Genomic DNA, 26,140 nt, shown 5'->3' with positions numbered 1-26,140 from the left:
GCGCCTTCAGGAGCGCACCCAGGCTGGAGGCCGTCAGGCCCTTCCCGAGGGAGGACGCGACACCCCCGGTGACGAAGATGTGCTTGGTCGTCGTGACGGTGCCGGTACGAGAAGCGGCGGGCGGCGTGGCCAAGTGGGGGCTCCCGTGGTCGCGAGGTGGAAGGGGTGGGTGGCGTCAGGCGGATCGTTCAGCCCGTGGCGGCGTCCAGGGGCTCCTTGGCGGGCCGGTCGGGCTGCGGCGGTACGGGATCGGGGCCGTCCTGGACGGTGAAGGCGCCCCGGCGTACGGCCCGTTCGAGCCACCAGCCGGCGATCTGCGAGGTGACGATGGCGGTGAGGATCAGCGTGGTGAAGAGCGAGGCGTTGACGATCCCGGCGTCGAACGAGACCGTCGCCAGCACGATGCCGGGCCCGCCCCGCGCGTTGAGCGCGACGGCGAGGTCGAGGGCCTCGGCCTTGGGCCGCTTCGTCAGCCGGGCCCCGGCGTACACGCTGGCCGCCTTCGCCACGCAGGCCACCAGGACGAACGACACGGTGAACACCGGGTCGAAGGAGTGGACGAGGTCGAGCTTGAGGCCGACGATCGCGAAGTAGACCGGGATGAAGAAGCCGGACGCGAAGCCCCGCATGTGGACCAGGGACTCGCTGGTCGCCGTCATCCCGGTCATCCCGGACAGCAGCCCCACCACGAACGCGCCGAACATGGGCGCGACCCCCAGGAACACGCAGGCCGCGGTCACCGCCAGCATCACGGCCATCCGTACGGCCACCCGGCCCGGGGGCCGGTCCGCCGTGCCGGCCCGGGTGCCCGGCCGGCGGCGCAGCACCGCGGCGGCGGCCACCATCAGGCCGAAGAACGCCACCGAGGCCACCGAGTGGTACGCGGCGGAGGCGTCGGACGAGGTGATCCCCAGCGTGTGGGCCAGCCCGAAGCCGCCCTCCTTGCCGCCGGCGACCATGCCCAGCGCCACCGAGATCAGCACGTTGAGGACGATGTCCTCCAGCACCGCCACGGACAGCACCACCCGGGCGAACCGGGTCCGCACGATCCCCAGGTCGAGCATGATCCTGGAGATCACCGGGATGCTGGTCACCGCGATCGCACAGGCGATGATCAGCGTGAGCGCCGTGACGTCGTCCGCCGGGCCCATGACGTCCGCGGTGTCGATGACCCTGACCACCAGCAGGCCGAGCGCGAACGGCACGGCCATGCCGGCCAGGGCGATCACCACGACGGTCCGGCCGTCCCGGCGGGAGAAGACCGTCCGCATCTCCACGCCCGCCGTGAACATCAGCAGCAGCATGCCCAACTGGTAGACCAGCGTCAGCCCGGAGGCCGCCGGGCCGGTGCCCGGGAACAGCCACTCCTGGGCCTCCGGCGCCAGCCGCCCGAGCACCGTCGGCCCGAGCAGCAGGCCGCCGAGGATCTCGCCGATCACCGGTGGCTGCCGCATCCTGGCGAAGAGCCGGCCGGTCCCGTGGGCGGCGGCCAGCAGCAGGGCGAGGGCCGCCAGCAGCCGGAAGAGGTCAGTCTGAGACACGGGCGTCCAGACTGAAGCGGGAAGCCACGGCCGAGGACGAGCCCGTGTACTTGCCGTCGTAGCCGACCGCCTCGCCCTGCATCGACCAGAAGGCCAGCTTGCCGATCATCATCCCGGGATAGACCCGCACCGGGTGGGCGACCTTCATCTCCAGGGTCCACGGGAAGACCGCTCCGCTGTGCCCCAGCGGGGCGGAGAACTGGATCCAGATGCCGAGGGTCGAGGCGGACCGGCAGGCGTAGAGGGTGGCCGCGTAGTGGGGGCTGCCCATCGCCTCCATGGTGCCGCCGAGGTAGAAGCGGCCCGGTTCGAGGACCATGCCCTCGGGGCCCATCTTCACGTGCGCCGCCTGCGGCGGCTCGAAGCAGTCGATGACGTCCTGCTCGTACCAGAGGATGTCGTCGGCCAGGCGGAAGCCGTAGCTGTTCGGCTCCAGGCGCTCGGCGTCGAAGTCGTCGATGTGGATCCGTCCGGCGCGTACCTCGGACAGGATCTCGGGTCCGCTCAGAATCACAGCCAGCTCCCCAGCAGCTCGTGGACGGCGGTCCGGTACTCGTCCAGGCCCGCCCCGTTGTCGATCACGGCGTCCGGGGTGATCAGGTCGATCTCCCGGGTGGAACGGTCGGCGCGGGACGGGTCGCCCCGGCCTTCCAGCCGCCGCTGCCGCAGCTCCTCGTCGCAGGTGATGCGCAGGACGCGGAAGCCGTGGCCGCGCAGGGCGGGGGCGTCCACGTGCGGGTCGCGCAGGTCGTCGTTGACGACGAGGTCGGCGTCGGTGTCGGCCAGGCGGGCGACGAAGTCCGCGGCCAGCGAGTCGGGGCGGATCCGTCTCATCGCGTCGGCGAGCGCCTCCATCAGGATCTGGTCCTGGGCGCCGTCGTGGAGCGTGCCGCCGGCGGTGCGGTACACCTCCGCCTGGAGGTCGTACAGCGGCTTGGCGAGCTTGATCCGGGCGTGGCTCAGGCCCTTGTCGCGGGCGAACTCCTCGATCAGGGAGGCGCAGGTGGACTTGCCCGCCCCGGCCAGTCCCACGACGGATATGCGCAGTGTGCGGCGTGCTTCGGTGGTCATCGTCCGTTCTCCTGCTCGGCGGTACGGGAAGGGCCGGCGGAGCCGGCGGGGGTGCGGCCGAGGACGGCGTCCGGGTCGACGTCGAGGGTGCCCCGCAGCCGCACCATGTCGACCGTGCCGAGGACCCGGCGCAGTTCGGCGAGGGAGCGGTAGAAGGCCGCGTAGTCGGGGACCAGGTAGGACTGCCAGGTGAAGAAGGTGGTGTCGACCTGACGGTCCACGATCTTGTTGAGGTGGGCCCAGCGCTCGTTGTCGTCCGTCAGGTGCCGTACGGTCAGCGGCTCCCCGGGCTTGACCTCGGGCAGCAGCAGTGCCGCCAGCCGCTTGGGCTCGGCCGTGAACTCGGCGCCCAGCCAGGACTCGAACACGTCGGGGTCCATCAGGATCTTGTGGCCGGGCTCGTGGTCGTCGATGCGGGGGTCGACGCCGTCGCGGACGAGCTGCTCCAGCCGGCTGTCGGCCCGGATGGTGCCCACGCCGACGTACGGGTAGTCGCGCCAGGGGTGGACGAGGATCTCGCCGTCCTCGACGGTGCAGAAAAGCTTGTCGCCGGTGAAGTACTGCCAGCCGGGCCGGCGCAGCGCGGACAGCAGCGTGGTGGTCTTCCCCGCGCCCTTGGGCCCGGCGATGATCACCGCCTCGCCGTCCCGGTGCAGGCCGGAGGCGTGCAGCACCACGGTGCCGAGGTTCTCCTCGTGCCGGATGACCAGGTCGCGGACGAAGTCGAGGACCTGGACCGTGGACCCCTCGGTGATCCGTACCAGGAAGGTGTTGTCCTTCGCGGTGTCGGCCGGGGCGTCGAGCAGCGTGGCCCGGTTGACGTACTGCTTGCGGGAGCCGGATTCGACGATGTGCGCGTCGAAGTTGAACTCGGCCGCGTTGCTGCGCCGGATGACCGACTGGGGCAGCTCCCACACCTCGGGGGCGACGTCCGCGTCCGGGTCGTAGGAGCGCACGTCGATGCGGAAGGTCGGCTCGTGAGCGGCGTCCGGCCCGAGCAGGTGCCGGAAGAACCGCCGGACGGGCTCGAAGACCCCCTCCGCGTCCTCGGCCACGTCGAACCGCACCGTGGTGTGCAGGAAGTTCAGGTAGAGACGCATGTTCAGGTCACTCTCCGTTACGCGGCGACGGTCGTGAGGGCCCGCAGCAGCTCGTCCGCGTGGGCTTGGAACGACTGGGACCAGATGGGTTCGAGCAGCGGGGCGAGGCCGTCGACACCCAGCTCGAAGTCGATGGCGAGCGACACCCGGGTGCCGGTGCCGGCCTCGGTCACGGACCACTGGCCGGACAGCCGTTCCAGGTCGCCGTCGAGCTGCTCGAAGCGCAGCCGGAGGCCGGGGCCGGCGGCCTCCCGCTGGGTCCAGGTCACCTCGCTGCCGTTGAGCAGCAGGGTCCACTCGTTGATGCGGAAGGTCTTGTCCTGCTCCGACCGGGGGCGTACGGACACGACGTGCCGGGCGCGCGAGGCGACCAGGGGGCTGTCCTTCACGACCGCCCACACCTCGTCCGGGGTACGTCCCTCGACCAGTGCGTCCGCCTGGATCTTGGGCATGTGCACCTCACTCTCTGTATCGGTTGCGGGCGACGGTTCTCAGGCGGCCTTCATGAACGGGGCGAGGAACCCGATGTCCAGCCCGGCGGCACGGGCCAGCCGCGCCCACACCCGCAGGGTCCGCAGCATGTCCCGCTGTCCTTCGGCGACCAGCCGGTCCGGCAGCTCGCCGGGGAAGGCGTCGAGGAGCCGCTCCCAGAGGACGTGGATCTCCCCGACGGCGCAGGCGTCGCCGCCGAACTCCTCGTGCAGGCCGAAGACGGCGGCCAGTTCGGGGCCGGTCGCGTCGACCACCTCGCGCATCCCGTACTCCAGCGCGAGCGCCAGGCAGTGGGCGTCGTCCACCGCGGCCCGGCCGGCCAGCCGCTGGTCGATGTCCAGGAGCTGCTCCAGGAAGCGGAGCTTCGCGGCCTGCTGCATCTGCGGCTGCTCGGTGCCGCCCTCCAGGTCCTCGACGTACGCCCGGCCCTCGGCCAGCATCAGCCAGGCGGCCTGCACCCAGGCCTCCACGGCGTGCGGGCCGGTCATGATGTGGCCGGCGCGCACCGAGGGGAAGGCGGTGAGGTCCGCCGCGCCGCGGGTGGTGCGCGGCACTCGGCCGCGGTCCTCGGTCATGTCCCGGTCGCCCCTGTCCGTGTCGGTGGTCGTGGGGGTGGTCGTGGAAGTGGTGGTGCGGGTGGTCCGGTCGGCCCGCGGGCCGGTGCCGGGGCCGGTCCGTGTGTCGTCGTACGTCGTCACCGGCCGTCCTCCCCGGTCACGTAGCCGATCCGCAGGGTCGCCGCGCCCGCGCGCAGCGCCCGCAGCAGGGAGGCGGCCGCCGGGGCGTCGAGCGCGGCGGGGGCGTCCAGGCCGACCGCGCCGGTGGTGAACGGCAGGTCCGCCCCGGTGCCGACGCCGGGCAGGACGACACCGCTGCCCGCGCCCGCGCCGAGCAGCACGGAGGCACCCGGCAGGAACGGCTGGGGCTCGCCCGCGAGTTCGACGGCGACCGTGACGGTCGCGGCCGTGCCGGTGGCGCGTACCGCGTCCGCCACCAGCTCCGCGTACGTCCCGGCCAGCGGCTCGTGCGCGGCGGCCGGGTCCAGGTGGGCGCTGACGCCCTTGCGGAGCACCTCCAGGCCGGAGGCCACCGACTGGAGCCGGGCGTCGTGCCAGCCGCCCTCGGCCATGAGGCGGGTCCAGCGCAGCACGTACCACTTGCGGGTGGTGTACACGTCGCCGTGGTGCGACAGCAGGGCGTCCATCAGGTGGAGCAGCACGTTGTACGCGTAGCCGACCCGGCCCCGGGTCTCGCCGGCCGCCTCGGCCAGCGCGGTGTGCACGACCTGCTCGACGGCGGTGTGCAGGGCGGCCCGGCTCCAGACCGTGCTCAGTGCGGGCAGCCACGCCAGATAGGGCGCGGTGCCGTCCATCGCGATGCCGTTGACGATGCGTTCGGTCTGCTTGCGGCGCGGCTCGCGCTGCTTGTCCCAGGCCCGGAAGCCGGCCACGGTCCGCTCGGCCGGCAGGCCGGCGAGCCGGGTCAGCTCGTCGAGGTTCGAGGCCAGTTCCGCCTCGCTGAAGGAGACGACCTCCAGGTGGTGCCCCTCGTCGAAGATCTTGGTGGAGATCCGGGGGCCGTCGATGGCGTCGCGCTGGATGCGGATGAAGTCCAGGTCACTGGTCGGGTTGGCCAGCCCGTGCACGGGGGAGCTGGTGAGCAGCAATCGGCCCTCGCCGACGCGTTCGCGCATCAGCGCGGACAGCCGGCCGGGGTCGAGGCCGCGCCCCGCCAGGAAGTCCGTCACATGGGCGTGGCGGCGGGCGGTCAGCTCGTCGGGGGTCAGGATGTGGGGAAAGCCGGACGGCATACCATCATCTTTCGTCGGTCGGTTCGTGGAGGCCGGTGCCCCGGGCGCCGGCGGCGTCCGGGCCCATGCCGAGCTGGCCCAGCACCAGCGCGGCCGGCCAGGTGTTGTCGACGACGCCCGCCGCGGCCCCGGCCGGGATGCCCGGCCCGACCGCCGCGTGGATCGCGTGGAGCCTGCTGTCGCCGGTGTTGACCACGTGGGCGCCGGTCTTGGGGACCCGCCGCACCACCGGGCCCTCGCCCAGGAGCTGGGCGGTGGGCTGGTAGTCGTCCGCCAGTGCCACGTAGGCCACCGCCGGGTCGGCGTCGGGGTCCGTGAGCGGCGCGCCGTCGCGGTCGAGGAAGCCGGTGAGCACGGGGCGGCCGGTGTCCGGATCGGTGATCGCGGACAGCGCCTCGCGGGCCTGTGCCATGGCCTTGCGGGCGTACGCCGGGTCCTTGGCCACGCGCTCGGCGGCCCACAGGGAGCCGTTGTTCGCCGGGTGGTAGAAGACCTGCGACCCGTCCGGGTCCAGCTCTCCGCCGGGGGTGCACACGGCGAGCCCGGCGAGCACCAACTGGTCGTTGAGGTGCACCAGGTGGCTGCTGCCGACCATGCCGTGGTCCGCCCCGAGCACCACCGTGTCCTCGGCGCCGGCCCGGTCCAGCACCCGGCCCAGGATCGCGTCCGACCAGCCGTAGCAGCGCCGGATGTAGGACCACACCCGGTCGGCGATGTCCGGCCGGTGGGCCGCGCTGGACTCGTCGCACCAGCCCAGCAGTTCGTGGCCCACGTCGTCGGTCATCGGCAGGTAGACGACGACCAGGTCGGCGTCGTGCGTGTCGAGCACCGCGTCGGCCGCCGCCCCGAAGGACCGGGCCACGCACCGTACCGAGGAGAGGAAGACCTCCTCGGCCGAGCCGTCCCCGCCCTCGGCGAGCCGGGGGCCGAACACCGCCTCGCGGTACAGCGGCCCGACGCCCTCACCGGCGAACGGGGGGCACTGCGCCAGCCGGCGCAGCGTCTCCCGGTTGCGCCCCGCGGTGCGGGCCCGCCACACACCGGTGTGGACCAGCATCAGCCGCTCCTCGGCCCGGACGCAGCGCACCCAGGTGCCGTGCTCCGGGTCCAGGGCGAGGGGCCGCCAGTCGTCGCCGGGCGTGAGCGTGAGCCGCTCGCCGGCCGCGGCCGGCACCCCGACGCGCACCGCGCGCGGGCCCGCCGGGCCGGCCTCGACGCGGGCCTCGACGTGGTGGCCGCCGATCTCCCAGTCCTGTAACCCCGGACAGGGCTCCAGGGCGCGGACCGCGTGCCGGGTCAGCCGGTTGCTGTAGGCCTCCACCGCGCCGTCCACGTGCGGCCCGACCCGGTCCTCGGCGTCGAACACCCAGGGGGCGTGCACCAGGGCGCTGGTCAGGTCGTTCTCGGAGAGCGTCTCCCACACCGGCGGCACCGCCGGGAACCCGGGCGAGAAGCCGCTGACATGGCTGGCGACGCCCTGTCCGGCACCCGGCACGGTGTAGCCCGTGACCTGGTGCTCGGCCGGCCAGGTGCCGGTGAACAGGGTCGCCAGTGACGGCGGGGTCTGGCAGTTGGGGCGGGCGGGGCGCGCCGCCGCGAAGGCGCCGCGCTCCCGCATGCGGGTGACGGCGGGGAGCGCGCCCTCGCGTTCGAGCCGGTCCACGACCCAGTGCGCCCCGGCGTCCCAGACCACCCAGTACACCGTCATGCGCCGACCCACTCCCCGACGAGTCGGGGCAGGTCCGCCACCGAGTCCAGCTCGTGGTCGGCCCGGCCCGTCAGGCCCTCGGCCCGCTGGTCCGCGTACTTGCCGGTGCGCACCTGGACGGTGCGCAGCCCGGCGGCCAGGCCGCCCGCGACATCGGTCGTGGCGTCGTCGCCGACCACCACGCACGCGGTGACCGGCACCCCCAGGGAGAGGGCCGCGAGGGCGAAGAAGTCGGTGGCCGGCTTCCCCAGGACGCGGGCCTCGACGCCGGAGGCGTACGAGACGGCCGCCACCACGGCCCCGGTGTCCAGGTGGTCCCCGTCGGCCCGCTTGAAGTAGCGGCCCGTCTGGAGGGCCAGCAGCCGCGCCCCGTCCCGTACGGCCCGGAAGGCCCCGTCGAGGGCCGCGTAGTCCAGCGTGTCGCGGCAGTCCCCGATCAGCACGTGGCTGTACGGGGGCTCGTCGGCGAGCGTGGGCAGCGCCCCGCGCAGTTCGCGGGAGACCAGCGGATAGGTGCGGGCACCGGCGGCGGTGAGGAGCTGGGCGGCCGCGACCACCGGGGTGAACAGCTCGTCGGCCGCCACGTCCAGTCCGTAGCCCGCCAGTTCGGCGCGGATGGTCTCCGCCGGCTTGGAGTCGGTGTTGGTCAGGAAGCGCAGCCCGACCCCCAGCCGCCGCAGGGCGGCCACCGCCTCCACGGCACCGTCGATCACGGCGCCCCTGGCGTACAGCGTGCCCTCCAGGTCGAGCAGGACCGCCCGCACCCCGGTGCCCGGCATCAGCCCACCGCCCGTGCCAGCTCGGGCCGCGCCGCGACGGCGTCCTTGAGGAAGGTCCGCTTGGAGTAGAAGCCGCGCTGGTCGTTGAGGCCCCGCTCGCGCAGGAACCGCTCCAGCCAGGCGACGATCACCTCCATCTCGGCGAGCACCTCGGACTCGTCGGGCTCGACGGCGACACGGCTGCGCAGGTACTCCAGTTCGCACTGGTTGAGGGTCACGTCGCGGGCCTCGACCAGACTGCAGTGGTCGAAGAAGACGCCGTAGACGTGGCCGGTGCGCGCCGACTCGAAGTTGATGTCGTAGCGGACCCGCCGGAAGGACGGCAGCCGGACGGCCTGGACCCGGAGTTCCTCCGTGAGGTACCGCTCGAAGCCGCCGTCGTCGGCCAGGTCGAGCCCGTACGTGTGGCTCTCCCGGCGCTCGAAGGCGTCCTCGGCGTACCACTTGCGCTTGAGCAGGTGCTTGCCGTCGGTGGTGGGGATGAAGGAGGCGTAGCCGCGCTCGGCCTCGGTGGGGCCGGTGACCTCGAACAGGTGGTTGAGGTAGTCCCAGGCCTGGTACTCGTCCCGGTACTCCATGACGTAGCCGGGCAGGTCCCCGGCGAGGAGGCTGCGGTAGAGCTCGACGGTCAGCGTCCAGGTGTCGACCGGCGGGGCGAGCGTGTACTTGTACTCCAGCTCGTTGCCCTGGAAGCACTTGCGGTAGTAGCGCTGGTGGTTGTTGAGGAACAGGAACTGCTCGGCGTGCAGCCGTACGGCCTCGGGCAGCCACGCCAGGTCCTCGACGCCCGCCGTGTCCACGGCCTCGGACGTGATCCGGATGAAGCAGGCGTCCTCGGCCAGGAAGCGGATCTGGCTGTGCACATGGGCACGGTCGCCGTCCGCGGTGATGTAGAACAGCGGGACGAGCGGCCCGGCGGGCCCGCCGGTGACGGCGGTCACCGCCTCGGTCAGCGCCGTACCCGGCAGCATGCCGGGGAAGAGCTCCTCGCCGCGCGCCTTGGCCGTGTGCCGGGCGGTGCCGTCGACGGTACGGGCGGCCAGCTCCAGCGGGCCGAGCCGGTCCCAGTGGAGCACGACCGTGTTGCCGGGGAAGTCCCGCTCCACGGGGGCGTCGAGCTCCACGAGGACCACCGCGTCGCCGGCGGCGAGCGGGGCGGTGCCGTTGAGCAGGTGCAGGCCGCCGAGGGCCAGCCAGGCCCGCCGGCCCGGCGCCGGGGTGAGGGGTGCGTGGGTGTCGCTCACGGTCATTCTCCCTTGCGGCCGGTCGTGGCGACCGTGCCATCGCTGATCACTGCTTCGGCTCCGCTGATCCCGGCGGCGGTCACCGCGGGGACACCGGCCTCGCGCAGCAGGATCGCCAGGTGCCCGAGGGCCGAGCCCTTGTCGAAGACGAATCCCGCGACGTGCTCGATGAGGACGGAGAGCACCGCGTAGGGCCGGGAGGCGCTGATCACGGGCTTTTCGTCGAAGGACCTGACCAGGTCGAGGATCCGGGCAAGTCCCTCGTGCTCGCTGACGTCCTGGGACTTGTCGATGCTCACGGCCGGGCCGATGGACAGCCTGCGCAGCAGCGCGTCGTCGTCCAGGCGCAGCAGCGGTCCGCGGGCGGTGCCGGGCGAGATGCAGACCTCGCCGTGGGAGACGGTGACGGCGTCACCGCCGCCGAGGACCGAGTAGTCGACGAAGTACAGCGTGCCCCGGTCGAAGACCCACTCCAGGGTGACCGGGCCGTGCTCGGCGTGCATCGCCGCCGTGAAGCGGGCGAGCTCGTCGAGGTGCGGCAGCAGGGCCGTACCGGTGTCCGGGCAGGTGACGTTGGACGGGTCGTCGTAGCCCGCGGCCAGGCCCTTGACGAGGATCGCCTCGCCGCCCGCGGTGCCGCGGTTGAGGGCCATCAGCCCTTCGTCGGTGTACTCGACGACGAGGCCGTCGTCGCCCGCCCGGCGGGAGATCACGCCGAGGTCGCCGCGGATGAAGTCGCGTACGACCACCGTGTGGAGGGCGGAGCCCTCGGGGGTGACGCCGGTGGTGACGGCGAGCTGGTGCGGCACCTCCTCCTTGGGCACCACGATCTGGCGGAGGGTGTCACCGAAGTCGAGCACGCACTCGTCGGTGCCGCCGGAGAGGGTGTCGCGCAAGGAGGCGCTGCCCTCGGCGCCGTGCAGACCGCGCCCGTTGAAGCGGATGACCCAGCCCGCGCCGGTGGAGACCCCGTGCGCGTGGGCCAGCCGGTGGGCGGGGCCGCGCTTGGCGGTGTAGCCGCTGTACACGGCGGCCACCGCGCCCAGGCCGAAGCCGGCGGGCAGGGTGTCGACGTACAGCCGGTGCGCCTCGGTGACCGGTTCGGTGGAGCTCTGCCGGACGTCGCGGGCCGCGGTGAGCGGGCGGACCTGGACGAGGTGCACGCCGTCGGCGTCGGCCGCCCACTCGACGTCCACGTCGTGGCCGCGGCTCTCCCGCAGTCGCCGCACCATGCCGACGACCTCGGTCAGGACGCCGTGGGCCGGGTCGTCCGGCGCCGCCGGTCCCCCGGCCAGCGCGGCCGAGTCGGTGCGCTCGGGGTCGGCGACACCGGCGACGAGCTCGTCGGCGAGGCCCTCGACGTACTCGATGGTCACCCGGTCGTCGTCGGCGCCGTCCAGGCCGGTGAACGCGACGCCGGCGAGGGTGGGGCGGACGAGCCGCTGCACGATCACGGCGAGCCGCGGCACCGGGGAGAAGTCACCGGCCCGGATGCGGGCGGCGACGGCGGGCGCCTCGTAGTGCGAGCGCCAGCACCGCTCGACGGCGTCGACGACGGCGTCGGCGCCGCGGACCCCGAGGACGGTCTGGTGGATGCCGGCGAGGCTGGACTCACCGGTGTCCTCGTCGAGGCCCGACGACCGGACGGCGAGCTCGGCGTCGTCGCCGAACATCTCGTTCAGCCGCGCGGTCAGGAGCTTGCGGGCCTGCTCGGGGACGCGGATCTCGGCGCCGATCTTCTCGATCTTCGGCACGGAGTCCGTGAAGAAGGCCCCGACGGTCGCCTTGAGGTCGGCGAAGGCGTCGGCGAGCGCGGCGTTCTGCTCGTCGGTGAGCGCGTCGGTGAACTCACCGGCGGGCACGCAGAACGCGGGCGGTACGCGGAAGTCGTGGCTGGACGCGGCAAGTTGGGCGAACTTGGGGCCCACCTCGGCCGGGTCGAACGTCGCCCCGACCCCGGGGAAGCGCTGCCGTGCGAACTGCTTGTCGAAGTCGACGTGGATGTCGCTGGAGCGGGGACCGACGGAGCCCTGGTACTTGCCGTCGTAGAGGACGATCTCGCCCTGCGGCCGCCACCACATCATCTGGCCGATGTTGATGCCGGGGTACACCCGGACGCGGTTCATGCTGTAGAGCTGGAGCGTCCACTGGCCGGTGTAGCCGATGTCCCCCAGGCTGGCGGACAGGTTGATGAAGAGGCCGAGCCGGGCGACCGAGGAGCGCGCGGCGAAGGTGGGCGCGTAGTGCTCACTGCCCAGCACCTCGATGGTGTGGGCGAGGTAGAGCCGGCCGGGCTCCAGGACGTAGCCGTCGTCCGGGATCTCGATCTCTTCGAACTCGTTGGTGCGCCGGGCGTCCAGCGGGAGGTCCTGGTAGACCCGGAGGGTCTTGCCGAGGCGGAAGTTGTAGCTGTTGGGGTTGACCTGCTCCGGCGTGAAGGGCTCGATCGTGATACGACCGTTCGTCCGTTCCCGCTCGATTTCGGTCCCGGTAAGGATCATGGGGTCGACCTATTCGCTCGTTCTCGCATAAGGGTTGGGGAACGCCTCGGCAGCCCGGCGCGGGCGGACGGCCCGGGAACCGGTGCCCGCCCCGGGGACGGCGACGGGGGCGGGTCGGGAGCGCGAGTGGCGAGGCGGGTGGAGACACCCGGCCGGTGGGGGGCACGGCGGGGCGGGGACACCCGGCCGGTGGGGGGCACGGCGGGGCGGAGAAGAGACGGAGGGTGCGTGGGGGCCCGGGATGTGGGGGGAGGGCGCCGGGTCAGCCCCAGCCGGTGTCGCCGTTGACGACGCCGGTCCGGCCGGAGCCGGCCTCGGCGTGCGAGGTGGCGTGCGAGGTGGCGTGCACGCCGCCCAGCGCGCCGGCTGCCACGGCGAGGGCCCATCCGAGGAGAACGGTCTTGCGCAACGTCTTCATGAGCTCGCCTTCACGTGCGTGTTGATCCCTGTTAACCGACCCACCACGGAAGCTCCCTTGCATCGATGGGGGCGAGATGAATCACCATGCCAGGATCCACAGGTGCATGAGGGTGCAAACTGGATCATCATGCTGCATGACAGCATGATGACGCCCCCGCACATGGGGAGATACAGGGGCAAGGTGACACGGATGGACACGACGGGCAGAAGCCGAGCGACACTGCGGCGGGTGTATGAATATGCACTCGACCACGCGGACGGGCCCGCTCCGACGGCGAGTTCCATCAGCGCGGCGACCGGCCTTCCCTCCGCGTACGTCACCACCGCGGTGCTCGGGCTGCTCGACATGGGACTGCTGCGCGGCGACCCCGCCGGCGAGCTGCGCGCGGTCTCCCCGGACGAGGCGGTGGCCGGCGTCGTCAGTCCCCTCGAACGCGACATACGGGCCCGCCGCGCGGTCGCGGAGGAGACCCGCGCGGCCATCATGTCGTTCCTGCCCGTCTTCGAGACGAACCGGCTCTCCCGGGAGAGGGAGAGCGGGCTGGAGGTCCTGGAGGACCTCGCCCAAGTCCGCGCGGCCATCGCCGACCTGACCGCGCGGACCCACAGCGAGATACTGACGGGCCAGCCGGGCGGCGGCCGGGACGAGGACATCCTCCAGGAGGCGGCCCCCCGCGACCAGGCGGCCCTGGCCCGGGGCGTGAAGATGCGCGTGCTCTACCAGCACACCGCCAGGTTCAGCCCGGGCACCGCCGCCTACGTCGACCGGATGTCCGGACTGGGCGCGCAGGTGCGAACACTGGACGACCACTTCAGCCGTCTGCTGGTCTTCGACGGGGAGACGGCCGTCATCTCCCTGCCCGGCAACCCGCTGGGCGCGGTCGTGGTCCGCGACCCCCACATGGTCGCCTTCATCACGGAGACCTACGAGCGGCTGTGGCTGGCGGCCGAGCCCTACGGCGTGGCCTTCGGCGCCCGGGGCGAGGTCACGGACAACGTCCGCCAGGCGATCGTCCGCCTCCTCATGGAGGGCATGACGGACGCCTCCATAGCCCTGCGCCTGGGCATGTCCGTGCGCACCTGCCGCCGGCACGTGGCGGACATCATGGTGGACCTGGGCGCCCAGAGCCGGTTCCAGGCCGGTTATCTGCTGGCCGTACGGGCCCGGCGGGACTGACGCCACCGGGCCCCGCCCCGGGGCGGGCACGACAAGAGCCCCCGTCCCGTGTTCCCACGGGACGGGGGCTCGATCGTGCGATGTGGAGCCTAGGGGAGTCGAACCCCTGACATCTGCCATGCAAAGACAGCGCTCTACCAACTGAGCTAAGGCCCCGGGACGGCCGACGTGCGACGCGTGCCGCAGACCAGAGTACCGGGTGCCGGGGGGTGCCCCGCAAAAGGTTTGGGACTCCCGGTCGCCGACCACTCTCCGTAAGATGCTGGACGAGGTTCGCAGCAGCGAACCGAAGCGATGGGGAGACGCAATGGATGCAGCACAGCAGGAAGCGACCGCGAGAGCGAGAGAGCTCCAGCGCAGTTGGTACGGGGAGCCGTTGGGGGCGCTCTTCCGCAGGCTCATCGACGACCTGGGCCTCAACCAGGCCCGGCTCGCCGCGGTGCTCGGGCTGTCTGCTCCGATGCTGTCCCAGCTCATGAGCGGCCAGCGCGCCAAGATCGGCAACCCGGCCGTGGTGCAGCGCGTCCAGGCCCTCCAGGAGCTGGCGGGGCAGGTCGCCGACGGCAGCGTCAGCGCGGTGGAGGCCACCGACCGGATGGACGAGATCAAGAAGTCCCAGGGCGGCTCGGTCCTCACCGGCACCAGCCAGACGGCCAACAGCTCCGGGGCGCCGACGGTCCGCCGCGTGGTCCGCGAGATCCAGTCGCTGCTGCGCTCGGTGGCGGCGGCCGGCGACATCATCGACGCCGCCGACTCCCTCGCCGCCACCCATCCCGAACTGGCGGAGTTCCTCCGGGTGTACGGCGCCGGGCGCACCGCCGACGCGGTCGCCCACTACGAGTCGCACCAGGGCTGAGCCCAGGGGCCGGACGGACGGGGAGCGGCGCGGCACGATGGGTGAGGTCTTCGCCGGGCGGTACGAACTGGTCGATCCGATCGGGCGCGGGGGTGTCGGCGCCGTGTGGCGGGCCTGGGACCACCGGCGGCGCCGGTACGTGGCGGCCAAGGTCCTCCAGCAGAGCGACGCGCACACGCTGCTGCGCTTCGTGCGCGAGCAGGCGCTGCGGATCGACCACCCGCACGTCCTCGCGCCGGCGAGCTGGGCGGCCGACGACGACAAGGTGCTGTTCACCATGGACCTGGTGGCCGGCGGGTCGCTGGCGCACGTCATCGGCGACTACGGCCCCCTGCCGCCCCGGTTCGTCTGCACCCTGCTCGACCAGTTGCTGGCCGGACTGGCCGCGGTGCACGCCGAGGGGGTCGTGCACCGCGACATCAAACCGGCCAACATCCTGCTGGAGGCGACCGGAACCGGACGGCCGCACCTGCGGCTGTCCGACTTCGGCATCTCCCTCCGCAAAGGTGAGCCGCGGCTGACCGAGACCAACTACGTGGTGGGGACGCCCGGTTACTTCGCGCCCGAACAGATCATGGGCGCGGAACCCGACTTCCCCGCCGACCTGTTCGCGGTCGGCCTGGTCGCCCTGTACCTGCTCCAGGGCAGCAAGCCGGACGCGCGGGCGCTGGTCGAGTACTTCACCGAGCACGGCACGCCCCACGCCCCGCAGGGCGTTCCGGAGCCGCTGTGGCAAGTGCTGGCGGGCCTGCTCCAGCCCGATCCGCAGGCCCGGTTCCGTACGGCCACGGGCGCCCGCAAGGCACTCACGTCGGCGGCCGAGACGCTGCCCGACCCGGCGGCGGACGAGGAGCCGGTCGAGGTCTTCGACCAGATCGGCCCGCTCCCGGCCGGCTTCGGCCCCGACGGCCCGGTGCGCCCTCCGCGCCCGCACGCCGGGGTACCGGTCCCGTCGGAGACGGGCAGCTTCCACCTGGCCCCGCCGGCGCGGCAGCCCGCGTCCCCGCCCGAAGCGGCGGCACGGCCGGAACCGGCGGCCCCCGCGCCCGCGCACCCGTCCACCGGGCAGCCGCGCCCACCGGCCGCAGCCGCTCCCCCGGCGGCGGCCCACCCGGCCGGCCCCGCCGCTCCCGCCCCGGCGGCGGCCCACGCCCACCCCGGCTCCCACGTCCACGCCCACCCCGGCTCCCACCCCCACCCCTTCGCCGCGCACGAGGTCCCGCACCCCCCGACCGCCGGGGTGGCCCCCGCCTCCGGCGCCACCCGCCCGTACACCGCGCCCGTCCCCCAGCACCCCGCCGGATCCCTCCCACCCGCACGCCGGCGGCCGGGACCGCCCGCGCAGGTGGCGGTTCCGGTGCTGATCGTGGCGCTGGCCTGCTTCGCCATCGGGATCTGGGCCCTCATCCAGACCTGAGCGCCGCCATCTGTCGGCCACCGTCCGCAGGGCACCGCGCCGCCCGAGCGATGGCGGGCCCGGCGGACCGGCCACCGTCACCGGTCCGCGCCGACGCCCCGCTCACCATCCCGCGGGCGGTCCGTACCCTGGCGGCCCGGCGCCAGGCCCGTACCCCGGCGGCCCCGCCCCCGCCCCGGCCCGCGGCGTGCGGCGCCGGGCGAGCACCGTCCACGCCCCCAGGCCGAGCACCAGCACGGTGCCGGTGCCGATCCCGGCCGCGGCGACCAGCCGCATCGTGCCGCCCCGTTCCGCGGCCGCCTCCGCCGCCGCGGCGTTCCGGCCGTGCGCGGCCGCGTCCCGGTCCGCCTCCGTGACGTCGAAGATGCCGGGCGGGCCGTCGTAGGCCGGCCCCGCCTGGGGCGTGCCCTCCACGCCGATCCGCAGCGTCAGCCCGTACGGCTTCCGGCCGAACTTCTCGCCGACCTCGGGGCTCAGGCTGACCCGCAGGTAGTACCAGCCGGCGAACCGGGTGTTCACGTACTCGGCGGAGGAGTCGAACCGGTTCTCGTACCGCACCGGCGGCAGCGGCCCCAGGTCGGCCGACTTCTGCTTGCCGTCGTAACCGACCGCCTCGGAGCCGGCCACCACGCCCCGCGCGGGGTTGTACAGGGTCAGCGCGAGGGCACCGGCCACGAAGCCGCGGCCCGAGGAGCTGCCGAGGTCGGCGCCGGCGAAGATCTGCTGCCCCCAGTCCACCGGCACCCGGTAGAACAGCGACCGGCCCGGCTCGATCCGGTCGGTCCACTCGCCCTCGGTGAGACCGGTCGCGTCGGAGAAGCCGGCGCCGCCGGTCCGTTCCCCGGGGCCGCCGGCGGGTACGGGGGGCGTGGTACCGGCCCGGTCGCCGGAGGCCGCGGTCGGGCCCTCGGCCCTGAGCCCGGGCTCCCGCTCGTGGCGGATCTCCAGGTCCCAGGCCCCGGCGGAGGAAGGCGCCTTCGTGGTGCGCTCGACGACGGCGAAGTACGCGCCGGCCTGCCGGCAGGCGGACCGGTTCCGGTTCAGCGTCCGGTGGGCGTACGCCGCGAGCGGCCGGGGGAAGGCGGCCGAGCCGAACCGCGTCTCGTTGGAGCTGCAATCGAGGCCGTTGCGGTCCTGGAGGGAGACCTTCAGGCTGTCGAACAGCCCGACCTCACTGCCGGGAGGGGGTACGGCGACGGCGGAGACGTACGCGTTCGACCCGGCGTCCAGGTCGAGGCGGTAGATCCGCTTCCCACCGCCCTCGACCGCGTCCTTGTACGTCACGCCCGCCTTCAGCACAGGCGCGTCACTGCTGGTCTCCGCTCCCCGGACGGGCTCGATGCCCTCGGCGAAGGCGTACCCGCCGGGATCGGCCGCCCATGCCGGGCCCGGGCCTCCGGGCAGCGCCACCGTCAGGCCCAGGGCGGCGGCCATCGGTACCACCGCTCTCACGACCGCCCCAAGCCCCGCGGACCTCACCAGCCCCCGTAGCCCCCGTAGCCCCCGTAGCCCCGGAAACCCCGCCGGCCCCGCCGGCCCCGCCGGCCCCGTTCCGTCACGCCGAGCGCCCCTCCGCCGCATACGCGCTTCCCCTCGCCGTCTCCCGGCCACCGTCTCCCGGCCACCCGGACGCGCCCGGACGCCGCCCCGCCGCCCGGTGACCGCACTGCCGGTCCATCCTGCCCCGGCCGTCCCACCGGTGTCTGCGGGCCCGGCCGGATGCCGCACGTCCCGGACCGGTATTCGCGGGGGCGAAGCAAAAGGACTCTCCGTCACCACCCGATGCCGGCGCTCACGGCCCCTGACCCTCCGGAAACAGCAACCGGAAAACCTCGACCGGAAAACAGCAATGGGCCCCGATCGCTCTCAGCGATCAGGGCCCATGTGCGGAACCGCGTGCTTGCGTCTCACACACCCGAACCTGCGGGCACGGAGTCGGTCGCCTCCGTCCACAGATCCTGCTCGGCGCGATCCGCCTGGATCTGGCGGTACACGAGGAGCCCGCCGATGGCGGCCAGTGCGACCAGGAGGAGCTTCTTCACCGCGCGACCTCGTCTTTCCTTGGCGTAGGGGACCTTCTGGCGCCCGACTATACACACGACCGATACCGATCGGTGACCTACGTCCCGCCCAACTGGGTCCTGGCACAAAGCGGTCGGCCCGGGCGGAGAGATTCTCCGCCCGGGCCGACCGTCACTGTGGGGCTAACAGGATTTGAACCTGTGGCCTCATCCTTATCAGGGATGCGCTCTAACCAACTGAGCTATAGCCCCTCCGCGTCGGGCTCGCCGCCCGCGCTGACCTCTGAAGATTAGCGCACGGAGCGGCGAGTACCCAAATCCGCTATTCGTCCTCGGCGAGGGTGAGCTCCACCCCGCCCACGAAGCCGGCCGACAGGTTGTAGATGAAGGCGCCCAGCGTGGCCAGCGCAGTCGCCAGGACGACGTCGATGACGGCGATCACCGAGGTGAACACCAGCACCCTCGGCAGCGACAGGAACGACTGGAGATCGAAGCCGTTGCTCTCGTTGGAGCCCGTGGCCTCGCTGATCGTGCCGCCGACCGTCGAGAAGACGCCCATGGCGTCCATGACCATCCACAGCACCGCCGCCGCCACCACCGTGCAGATGCCCAGCGCGATGGAGAGCAGGAAGCTCACCTTCATCACCGACCACGGGTCGGCCTTGGCCACCCGCAGCCGTGCCTTGCGCGTACGCGGCGTCGTCTTCGCGCCCGTACGCGGCCGGCGCACGGTACCGCCCGTACCGCCGGAGCCGCCCGTGGCACCCTTGCCGCCGCCCTGCGTGGCGTACGCCTGCGGCGGGTGGTACGGCTGCGCCGTCTGCTGCCCGGAAGAGGGCCGCTCGGCGGGCAGCGGGCCGTCGTCGTACGTGGTCACCGTAACCCCCTGGGAGTCCGTGGCAGGGCCACGGGCACCGCTCGTTCCGGAAGCGGCCGATCCGGCGCCCGTGGCCTTACTCACGCTCTACTCCTCGTGCTCCCCGGCCGAGGGCTCCGTGCCCCCGGCTGCGTCGGCCGCGGCTCCGCTCTCTGCGGCAGCCGTGGTGTCTACGACCTCTCCGGTCACGTCGGTCCCGTCGATGTCGTCAGGGCCCTCGATCCCGTCGGCCCCTTCGACCTCTTCGGCCTCGCGACCGGCCTCGGCGTTGCGGGCGATGCCGACGACGGCATCGCGCTTGCCCAGGTTGATCAGTTGGACGCCCATGGTGTCACGGCCCGTCTCCCTGACTTCGTTGACTCGCGTACGAATCACACCACCGGACAGCGTGATGGCGAGGATCTCGTCCGTCTCCTCGACCACCAGCGCGCCGACGAGCGAACCGCGGTCCTCCACGATCTTGGCAGCCTTGATGCCGAGGCCGCCACGTCCCTGGACGCGGTACTCGTCGACGGCGGTGCGCTTGGCGTACCCACCGTCCGTCGCGGTGAAGACGAACGTACCGGGCCGGACGACATTCATCGAGAGCAGCTCGTCGCCCTCGCGGAAACTCATACCCTTCACACCGGAGGTGGCACGGCCCATCGGGCGCAGCGCCTCGTCCGTCGCGGTGAACCGGATCGACTGGGCCTTCCGGCTGATGAGCAGCAGGTCGTCCTCGGCCGACACCAGCTCCGCGCCGATCAGCTCGTCGTCGCGGCCGTCCTCCGTCTCCCGGAGGTTGATCGCGATGACGCCGCCGGAGCGGGGCGAGTCGTAGTCCTTCAGCGAGGTCTTCTTCACCAGGCCGGCCTTGGTGGCGAGCACCAGGTAGGGCGCCGCCTCGTAGTCGCGGATCGCCAGGATCTCGGCGATCTGCTCGTCCGGCTGGAAGGCCAGCAGGTTGGCGACGTGCTGGCCGCGCGCGTCCCGGCCGGCGTCCGGCAGCTCGTACGCCTTGGCCCGGTAGACCCGGCCCTTGTTGGTGAAGAACAGCAGCCAGTGGTGCGTGGTGGAGACGAAGAAGTGGTCGACGATGTCGTCTTCCTTGAGCTTCGTCCCGCGCACGCCCTTGCCGCCGCGCTTCTGCGAGCGGTAGTCGTCCGTCTTCGTGCGCTTCACATAGCCGCCACGCGTGATGGTGACGACGATGTCCTCCTCGGCGATCAGGTCCTCCATGGACATGTCGCCGTCGAAGGGGATCAGCTTGGAGCGGCGGTCGTCGCCGAACTTCTCGACGAGCGCGGCGAGCTCCTCGCTGACGATCTGGCGCTGGCGGGACTCCGAGGCCAGGATCGCGTTGTACTCGTTGATCTTCGCCTGGAGCTCGTCGTGCTCGGCGACGATCTTCTGGCGCTCCAGGGCGGCCAGCCGGCGGAGCTGCATCTCCAGGATGGCGTTGGCCTGGATCTCGTCGATCTCCAGCAGGCCCATCAGGCCCTCGCGCGCGACCTCGACGGTGTCGCTGCGCCGGATCAGCGCGATGACCTCGTCGATCGCGTCCAGCGCCTTGAGCAGACCGCGCAGGATGTGCGCCCGCTCCTCCGCCTTGCGCAGCCGGAAGCGCGTACGGCGGACGATGACCTCGATCTGGTGCGTCACCCAGTGGCGGATGAACGCGTCCAGCGACAGCGTGCGCGGCACCCCGTCGACGAGCGCCAGCATGTTGGCGCCGAAGTTCGTCTGGAGGTCGGTGTGCTTGTAGAGGTTGTTGAGGACGACCTTGGCGACCGCGTCCCGCTTGAGGACGATCACCAGGCGCTGACCGGTGCGGGAGGAGGTCTCGTCCCGGACGTCCGCGATGCCGCCGATCTTGCCGTCCTTGACGAGGTCGGCGATCTTCTGGGCCAGGTTGTCCGGGTTGACCTGGTACGGAAGCTCCGTGACCACCAGGCACTGGCGGTTCTGGATCTCCTCGACCTCGACGACCGCGCGCATCGTGATGGAGCCACGGCCCGTGCGGTACGCCTCCTCGATGCCCTTGCGGCCGACGACCAGGGCGCCGGTCGGGAAGTCGGGGCCCTTGATGCGCTCGAGCAGCGCGTCCAGGAGCTCCTCGTGGGTGGCCTCCGGGTGCTCCAGCGCCCACTGGGCACCGGCGGCGACCTCGCGCAGGTTGTGCGGCGGGATGTTGGTCGCCATACCGACCGCGATACCGGCCGAGCCGTTGACCAGGAGGTTCGGGAAGCGCGCCGGCAGGACCGTCGGCTCCTGGTTGCGGCCGTCGTAGTTGTCCGTGAAGTCGACGGTCTCCTCGTCGATGTCCCGGAGCATCTCCATGGCCAGCGGCATCATCTTGCACTCGGTGTACCGCATGGCGGCGGCCGGGTCGTTGCCCGGGGAACCGAAGTTGCCGTTGGAGTCCACCAGCGGCATGCGCATCGACCAGTGCTGGGCCAGACGGACCAGGGCGTCGTAGATGGAGGAGTCGCCGTGCGGGTGGTACGTACCCATGACGTCGCCGACGACGCGGGCGCACTTGTAGAAGCCCTTCTCGGGCCGGTACCCGCCGTCGTACATCGCGTACAGCACACGGCGGTGGACGGGCTTGAGGCCGTCCCGGACGTCGGGCAGCGCGCGCGACACGATGACGGACATCGCGTAGTCGAGGTACGAGCGCTGCATCTCGGTCTCGAGCCCGACGGGCTCGACGCGGAGGCCCACGCCGGGGACCGGGGGCTCCGCCTCGGGCGTCACGACGACAGGGGTGTCGGGGGTGTCAGGGGTGTTCTCGTCGGCCATTGCTGGTCTTCAGTCCTTTCGTACGGTCAGCTGAGACCGACTCAGATGTCGAGGAAGCGGACGTCCTTGGCGTTGCGCTGGATGAACGAGCGCCGCGCCTCCACGTCCTCGCCCATCAGCACCGAGAACAGGTCGTCGGCCTGGGCCGCGTCGTCCAGCGTGACCTGGCCGAGCACCCGGTGGTCCTGGTCCATGGTGGTGATGCGCAGTTCCTCGGCGTTCATCTCGCCCAGACCCTTGAAGCGCTGGATGGAGTCCTCGCGGATGCGCTTGCCGTTCTGCTTGCCGAGCTCGACGAGCGCGTCGCGCTCACGGTCCGAGTAGGCGTACTCGAAGTCGTCCCGGCCCCACTTGATCTTGTACAGCGGCGGGCGGGACAGGTAGACGTGCCCGGCCTCGACCAGCGGCCGCATGAAGCGGAAGAGGAAGGTCAGCAGCAGGGTGTTGATGTGCTGGCCGTCGACGTCGGCGTCCGCCATCAGGATGATCTTGTGATAGCGGAGCTTCTCGATGTCGAAGTCCTCGTGCACACCGGTGCCGAAGGCGGAGATCAGCGCCTGGACCTCGGTGTTCTGGAGGATCTTGTCGATCCGCGCCTTCTCGACGTTCAGGATCTTGCCGCGGATGGGCAGGATGGCCTGGAACTCGGGGTTCCGGCCGGACTTGGCCGAGCCGCCGGCGGAGTCGCCCTCGACGATGAAGATCTCGCACTTGGACGGGTCGTTCGACTGGCAGTCGGACAGCTTGCCCGGCAGCGAGGCGGACTCCAGCAGGCCCTTGCGGCGGGTGAGGTCGCGCGCCTTGCGGGCCGCGACCCGGGCCGTGGCGGCCTGGATCGCCTTACGGACGATGTCCGCGGCCTCGTTCGGGTTGCGGTCGAACCAGTCGGAGAGGTGCTCGTGGAGCACCTTCTGCACGAAGGTCTTGGCCTCGGTGTTGCCCAGCTTGGTCTTGGTCTGGCCCTCGAACTGCGGCTCGCCCAGCTTGACGGAGATGATCGCCGTCAGGCCCTCGCGGATGTCCTCGCCGGTGAGGTTGTCGTCCTTCTCGCGCAGCAGCTTCTTGTCGCGCGCGTACCGGTTGACCAGGCCCGTGAGCGCGGCGCGGAAGCCCTCTTCGTGCGTACCGCCCTCGTGGGTGTGGATCGTGTTCGCGAACGAGTACACGCCCTCGGTGTACTGCGAGTTCCACTGCATCGCGATCTCGACGGAGAGCAGCCGCTCCTTGTCCTCCGCCTCGACCGAGATGACCGTGGGGTGGATGAGCTCGCCCTTGCGCGAGTTCAGGTACTTGACGAAGTCGACGATGCCGCCTTCGTAGTGGTACGAGACCGTCCGCGCCGGCGCCTCCTCCACCGTCTCGGCGGCGTCGGGGTCGTCGGCGTTCATCGTCGCCTTGGCCGACTCGCGCTCGTCGGTCAGCGTGATGCGGAGGCCCTTGTTGAGGAAGGCCATCTCCTGGAAGCGGCGCGAGAGCGTCTCGAAGGAGTACTCGGTCGTCTCGAAGATGTCCGGGTCGGCCCAGAACGTGACGGTCGTGCCGGAGTCCTCGACCGCCTCGTGCTTGGCGAGCGGGGCGGTGGGCACGCCCAGCTTGTAGTCCTGGGTCCAGCGGAAGCCGTCCCGCTTGATCTCGACGGACACCCGGGTGGACAGGGCGTTCACGACGGAGACGCCCACGCCGTGCAGACCGCCGGAGACGGCGTAACCGCCGCCGCCGAACTTGCCGCCCGCGTGCAGGACGGTCAGCACGACCTCGACGGCCGGCTTCTTCTCGACGGGGTGCATGTCCACGGGGATACCGCGACCGTTGTCCACGACCCTGACGCCACCGTCCGCGAGGATGGTCACGTCGATGGTGTCCGCGTGCCCTGCCAGGGCCTCGTCGACGGAGTTGTCGACGACCTCTTGTACGAGGTGGTGGAGTCCACGCTCACCGGTCGAGCCGATGTACATGCCGGGACGCTTGCGAACCGCGTCCAGACCCTCGAGGACGGTGATCGCGCTGGCGTCGTACGACGAGGTGACCTCGCCGTTCTCGCCGGCGGCAGTGGACGGAATGTTCTCGTTGGGGTTGCCGGAATCGGCCACGAAGCGCCCTTTCTGGCACAGCACAAGCCGTCTCTCCGGGCATGCGGGAGCGGCTGCGTCGTTCGACATGTTCCGCAGTGGGCGGGATTACCTACCAGTCTACCGGTAGCACTGACATTAATGGGGGCTTGCCGGTGCCTGAGTCCGCATGTGCCGCCCTGAACCGGCGCCGACCGACTCCCCATATCCGGGAAGGGGCTCCAAGAGCCTCACGCCGCCACTCAGCGCTTCGGACTGTCAACCGCCGGCGACCGTGACGACCACCTCACCCGGAGCCGACCCCCGGCACCCCTCTCACCCCCCGGCACCCCCTCCGTGCGGCCCCGGCTCCCCCTTGTCCCGCACGCGTGCCCAGCGCGACCGGGGCGGGGATGGGACGGGGGTGGGACGGGGGCGGAGCCGTACCGGCGCCCGGGACGAAGCGGGGTCGCGCCGCCAGGCAGCGGTGTACGGGTGTACGGGCGTACGGGTGTGCCGGTGCCCGGGCACCCGGCGCGGGCGGGCGGGGCCGGGCCGCGGGAACGGGCCCGCGGGGGCGGGCCGCGGGAACGGGCCCGCGGGCGTCACCCGTAGGTGTCGCCCGGCCCCATGCTCCCCGGCGCCCGCAGCGGCCCCCCGTATCCGCGGCGGGGGGCGCCGGGGCCCAGCACCTTGATGACCCGTACCGTCCCGTGCCCCAGGTCCTCGTTCAGCCGGGCCACCAGCCGGGGCGCCAGCAGCCGGAGCTGGGTGGCCCACGCGGTGGAGTCGCACTGCACGGTCAGCACCCGCTCGTCGGGGTCCTCGTCGTACCGCAAGGGCACGCAGTGCTTCGCCAGGTCCTCACCGACGATCTGCGGCCACCGGCCCATCACGCCGCCCACCGCCGCCGGGGTCTCCCAGCCGCGTTCGGTGATCAGCCGGTTGATCGCGGCGCCCAGCGGCAGCGGATCGCGGCCGTCCGCGCGGGCACCGGACCGCAAGCCACCGCCCCGCCGGGCCTGCTTCTTCTGCTGCGCGGCCGCGCCCCGCGCCTTCGCCTGCTCCTTCGCCGCGCGCAAGGCGACCCGCGCCAGATCGACCCCGGACGGCTCCGGTACGTGCGCGTCCGTCACAGCCGTTCCACCGATCCCTCCGACACCCCGTACCGCACCCCTGCCAGCACTCCCGGTACGTCGTCGTCGACCGCCGCCGTCACCAGCACCTGCTCGCCCGGCGCGACCAGCTCCGCCAGCCGTTCGCGTCGCCGGGCGTCCAGTTCCGCGAAGACGTCGTCGAGGACCAGCACCGGCTCGTTGCCCTCGCCACGCAGCAGGTCGTACGAGGCCAGCCGCAGCGCCAGCGCGTACGACCAGGACTCGCCATGGCTCGCGTACCCCTTCGCCGGCAGTTCCCCCAGCTTCAGCACCAGGTCGTCGCGGTGCGGGCCCACCAGGGTGACGCCGCGCTCGATCTCCTGCTTGCGCACCTCCGCCAGCGCGGCGAGCAGCGCCTCGTACAGGGCCTCGCGCCCCTGCGCCCCGGCCACGGCCCCCTTGTACTCCAGGGCCACCGGCCCGCCGCCCGGCGCGAGCTGCTCGTACGCCTTGTCCGCCAGCGGCTGGAGGGTGGCGACCAGGTCGAGGCGCTGCGCCAGCAGCTCCGCCCCGGCCCGCGCCAGGTGCTGGTCCCACACGTCCAGCGTGGACAGGTCCATGGAGCGGCCGCCGTGCCGCCGGGCCATGGCGGCCGACTTCAGCAGGGTGTTGCGCTGCCGGAGCACCCGCTCGTAGTCCGACCGCACGCCCGCCATGCGCGGGGACCGGGCCGTGATCAGCTCGTCCAGGAAGCGCCGGCGCTCGCCCGGGTCGCCCTTGACCAGTGCCAGGTCCTCCGGCGCGAACAGCACCGTCCGGACGATCCCCAGCACGTCGCGCGGCCGGACCTGGGACGACCTGTTGATACGGGCCCGGTTCGCCCGCCCCGGGTTGAGCTCCAGCTCCACGAGCTGCGACCGCTCGCCCTGCCGTACGGCGGCCCGGATGATCGCCCGCTCGGCGCCCATCCGCACCAGGGGGGCGTCGGACGACACCCGGTGGCTGCCGAGCGTCGCCAGATAGCCGACCGCCTCGACCAGGTTGGTCTTGCCCTGCCCGTTGGCGCCGACGAGAACGCTGACGCCCGGATCGAGAGGGACCTCGACCCGGGCGTACGAGCGGAAGTCGGCCAGCGACAGATGCGTGACGTGCATGGTGTGCGCCGACCTTCCCCCGGCATGCCGTGCACCGCCGGGTGCA

General features: G+C 72.3%; 23 protein-coding genes and 2 tRNA genes. 3 read left to right on the top strand and 22 right to left on the bottom strand.

Annotation, left to right across the window (positions count from 1 at the left end):
- From ACZ7LK_RS28065 to ACZ7LK_RS28005, 13 genes are all read right to left on the bottom strand, one after another.
- Positions 1-133: hypothetical protein (locus ACZ7LK_RS28065; protein ID WP_471143985.1), on the bottom strand; the 133-nt coding region annotated here is incomplete at its 3' end.
- A gap of 55 nt (positions 134-188) precedes the next feature.
- Positions 189-1,541, bottom strand: a complete 1,353-nt coding sequence (locus ACZ7LK_RS28060; RefSeq protein WP_471143973.1) for a cation:proton antiporter — start codon at positions 1,539-1,541, stop codon at positions 189-191.
- Positions 1,528-2,055, bottom strand: coding sequence for a dCTP deaminase (locus tag ACZ7LK_RS28055; protein ID WP_469464053.1), 528 nt, complete (start codon positions 2,053-2,055; stop codon positions 1,528-1,530). Before ACZ7LK_RS28055 ends, ACZ7LK_RS28060 begins: the two co-directional genes overlap by 14 nt.
- Positions 2,052-2,612, bottom strand: coding sequence for a DEAD/DEAH box helicase family protein (locus tag ACZ7LK_RS28050; RefSeq protein ID WP_392276693.1), 561 nt, complete (start codon positions 2,610-2,612; stop codon positions 2,052-2,054). Before ACZ7LK_RS28050 ends, ACZ7LK_RS28055 begins: the two co-directional genes overlap by 4 nt.
- A complete protein-coding gene (locus ACZ7LK_RS28045) occupies positions 2,609-3,712 on the bottom strand; it encodes a hypothetical protein (RefSeq protein ID WP_471143972.1) in 1,104 nt (367 codons plus the stop codon). Before ACZ7LK_RS28045 ends, ACZ7LK_RS28050 begins: the two co-directional genes overlap by 4 nt.
- 17 nt (positions 3,713-3,729) lie before the next feature.
- Positions 3,730-4,164, bottom strand: a complete 435-nt coding sequence (locus tag ACZ7LK_RS28040) for a type II toxin-antitoxin system RatA family toxin (RefSeq protein WP_392276695.1) — start codon at positions 4,162-4,164, stop codon at positions 3,730-3,732.
- Positions 4,165-4,203: 39 nt separating this feature from the next.
- Positions 4,204-4,902 (bottom strand): DUF6031 family protein, encoded by a 699-nt coding sequence (locus ACZ7LK_RS28035; RefSeq protein ID WP_469464052.1) that lies wholly within the window; start codon positions 4,900-4,902, stop codon positions 4,204-4,206.
- On the bottom strand, positions 4,899-6,014 hold the full coding sequence (locus tag ACZ7LK_RS28030; RefSeq protein WP_392276697.1) for a DUF6001 family protein: 1,116 nt from the start codon (positions 6,012-6,014) through the stop codon (positions 4,899-4,901). Before ACZ7LK_RS28030 ends, ACZ7LK_RS28035 begins: the two co-directional genes overlap by 4 nt.
- A 4-nt stretch (positions 6,015-6,018) precedes the next feature.
- Positions 6,019-7,722 carry an alkaline phosphatase family protein gene (locus ACZ7LK_RS28025; protein ID WP_392276698.1) on the bottom strand — a complete coding sequence of 568 codons (1,704 nt, stop codon included), beginning with the start codon at positions 7,720-7,722 and terminating at the stop codon, positions 6,019-6,021.
- Positions 7,719-8,501 carry an HAD-IIA family hydrolase gene (locus ACZ7LK_RS28020; protein ID WP_392276699.1) on the bottom strand — a complete coding sequence of 261 codons (783 nt, stop codon included), beginning with the start codon at positions 8,499-8,501 and terminating at the stop codon, positions 7,719-7,721. The genes ACZ7LK_RS28025 and ACZ7LK_RS28020 overlap by 4 nt, the downstream gene beginning before the upstream one ends.
- Entirely contained in the window at positions 8,501-9,745 is a 1,245-nt protein-coding gene (locus ACZ7LK_RS28015) for a hypothetical protein (RefSeq protein ID WP_471143969.1), read from the bottom strand. The genes ACZ7LK_RS28020 and ACZ7LK_RS28015 overlap by 1 nt, the downstream gene beginning before the upstream one ends.
- Positions 9,746-9,747: 2 nt before the next feature.
- Positions 9,748-12,246 carry a dCTP deaminase domain-containing protein gene (locus ACZ7LK_RS28010; RefSeq protein ID WP_471143967.1) on the bottom strand — a complete coding sequence of 833 codons (2,499 nt, stop codon included), beginning with the start codon at positions 12,244-12,246 and terminating at the stop codon, positions 9,748-9,750.
- A 262-nt stretch (positions 12,247-12,508) separates the two neighbouring features.
- On the bottom strand, positions 12,509-12,664 hold the full coding sequence (locus ACZ7LK_RS28005; RefSeq protein ID WP_392276702.1) for a hypothetical protein: 156 nt from the start codon (positions 12,662-12,664) through the stop codon (positions 12,509-12,511).
- 231 nt (positions 12,665-12,895) lie between these two features.
- Here ACZ7LK_RS28005 and ACZ7LK_RS28000 point away from each other — a divergent pair, with 231 nt between their 5' ends.
- The gene (locus ACZ7LK_RS28000) at positions 12,896-13,843 is read left to right on the top strand and encodes a LuxR family transcriptional regulator (protein ID WP_469464050.1); all 948 of its coding nucleotides are present in this window, start codon (positions 12,896-12,898) and stop codon (positions 13,841-13,843) included.
- A gap of 83 nt (positions 13,844-13,926) precedes the next feature.
- On the opposite strand, the gene ACZ7LK_RS27995 is transcribed toward ACZ7LK_RS28000, so the two are convergent.
- Positions 13,927-13,999 (bottom strand) — tRNA-Ala (locus tag ACZ7LK_RS27995).
- A 151-nt stretch (positions 14,000-14,150) separates the two neighbouring features.
- Between ACZ7LK_RS27995 and ACZ7LK_RS27990 the strand changes: the two genes are divergently transcribed.
- Together ACZ7LK_RS27990 and ACZ7LK_RS27985 are read left to right on the top strand one after the other, a co-directional pair.
- Complete coding sequence (locus ACZ7LK_RS27990) at positions 14,151-14,699, top strand: helix-turn-helix domain-containing protein (RefSeq protein WP_392276704.1); 549 nt, start codon at positions 14,151-14,153, stop codon at positions 14,697-14,699.
- A gap of 37 nt (positions 14,700-14,736) precedes the next feature.
- The gene (locus ACZ7LK_RS27985) at positions 14,737-16,116 is read left to right on the top strand and encodes a serine/threonine-protein kinase (RefSeq protein ID WP_471143965.1); all 1,380 of its coding nucleotides are present in this window, start codon (positions 14,737-14,739) and stop codon (positions 16,114-16,116) included.
- Positions 16,117-16,218: 102 nt separating this feature from the next.
- Here ACZ7LK_RS27985 and ACZ7LK_RS27980 read toward each other — a convergent pair whose 3' ends face one another.
- The 8 genes from ACZ7LK_RS27980 to recF all read right to left on the bottom strand — a co-directional run bounded on the left by ACZ7LK_RS27980 (position 16,219) and on the right by recF (position 26,094).
- Positions 16,219-17,568 (bottom strand): hypothetical protein, encoded by a 1,350-nt coding sequence (locus ACZ7LK_RS27980; protein ID WP_471143963.1) that lies wholly within the window; start codon positions 17,566-17,568, stop codon positions 16,219-16,221.
- Positions 17,569-18,023: 455 nt separating this feature from the next.
- Positions 18,024-18,158 carry a DLW-39 family protein gene (locus tag ACZ7LK_RS27975; protein ID WP_003958712.1) on the bottom strand — a complete coding sequence of 45 codons (135 nt, stop codon included), beginning with the start codon at positions 18,156-18,158 and terminating at the stop codon, positions 18,024-18,026.
- 157 nt (positions 18,159-18,315) lie between these two features.
- A tRNA-Ile gene (locus tag ACZ7LK_RS27970) sits at positions 18,316-18,389 on the bottom strand.
- A 70-nt stretch (positions 18,390-18,459) separates the two neighbouring features.
- Positions 18,460-19,098: a DUF3566 domain-containing protein gene (locus ACZ7LK_RS27965; RefSeq protein ID WP_392276707.1), complete on the bottom strand. Its 639-nt coding sequence runs from the start codon at positions 19,096-19,098 to the stop codon at positions 18,460-18,462.
- 3 nt (positions 19,099-19,101) lie between these two features.
- The gene (gene gyrA, locus ACZ7LK_RS27960) at positions 19,102-21,795 is read right to left on the bottom strand and encodes a DNA gyrase subunit A (protein WP_392276708.1); all 2,694 of its coding nucleotides are present in this window, start codon (positions 21,793-21,795) and stop codon (positions 19,102-19,104) included.
- Positions 21,796-21,836: 41 nt separating this feature from the next.
- On the bottom strand, positions 21,837-23,909 hold the full coding sequence (gene gyrB, locus ACZ7LK_RS27955; protein ID WP_392276876.1) for a DNA topoisomerase (ATP-hydrolyzing) subunit B: 2,073 nt from the start codon (positions 23,907-23,909) through the stop codon (positions 21,837-21,839).
- A gap of 539 nt (positions 23,910-24,448) precedes the next feature.
- Entirely contained in the window at positions 24,449-24,994 is a 546-nt protein-coding gene (locus ACZ7LK_RS27950; protein ID WP_392276877.1) for a DciA family protein, read from the bottom strand.
- A complete protein-coding gene (recF, locus tag ACZ7LK_RS27945) occupies positions 24,976-26,094 on the bottom strand; it encodes a DNA replication/repair protein RecF (RefSeq protein ID WP_471143960.1) in 1,119 nt (372 codons plus the stop codon). Before recF ends, ACZ7LK_RS27950 begins: the two co-directional genes overlap by 19 nt.
- Positions 26,095-26,140: the final 46 nt, after the last annotated feature.

The sequence above is a fragment of the Streptomyces sp. NPDC039423 genome, assembly GCF_055598725.1.
Note: the sequence above shows the minus strand (reverse complement) of the source record. Positions and strands in the feature narration are given on the sequence as shown.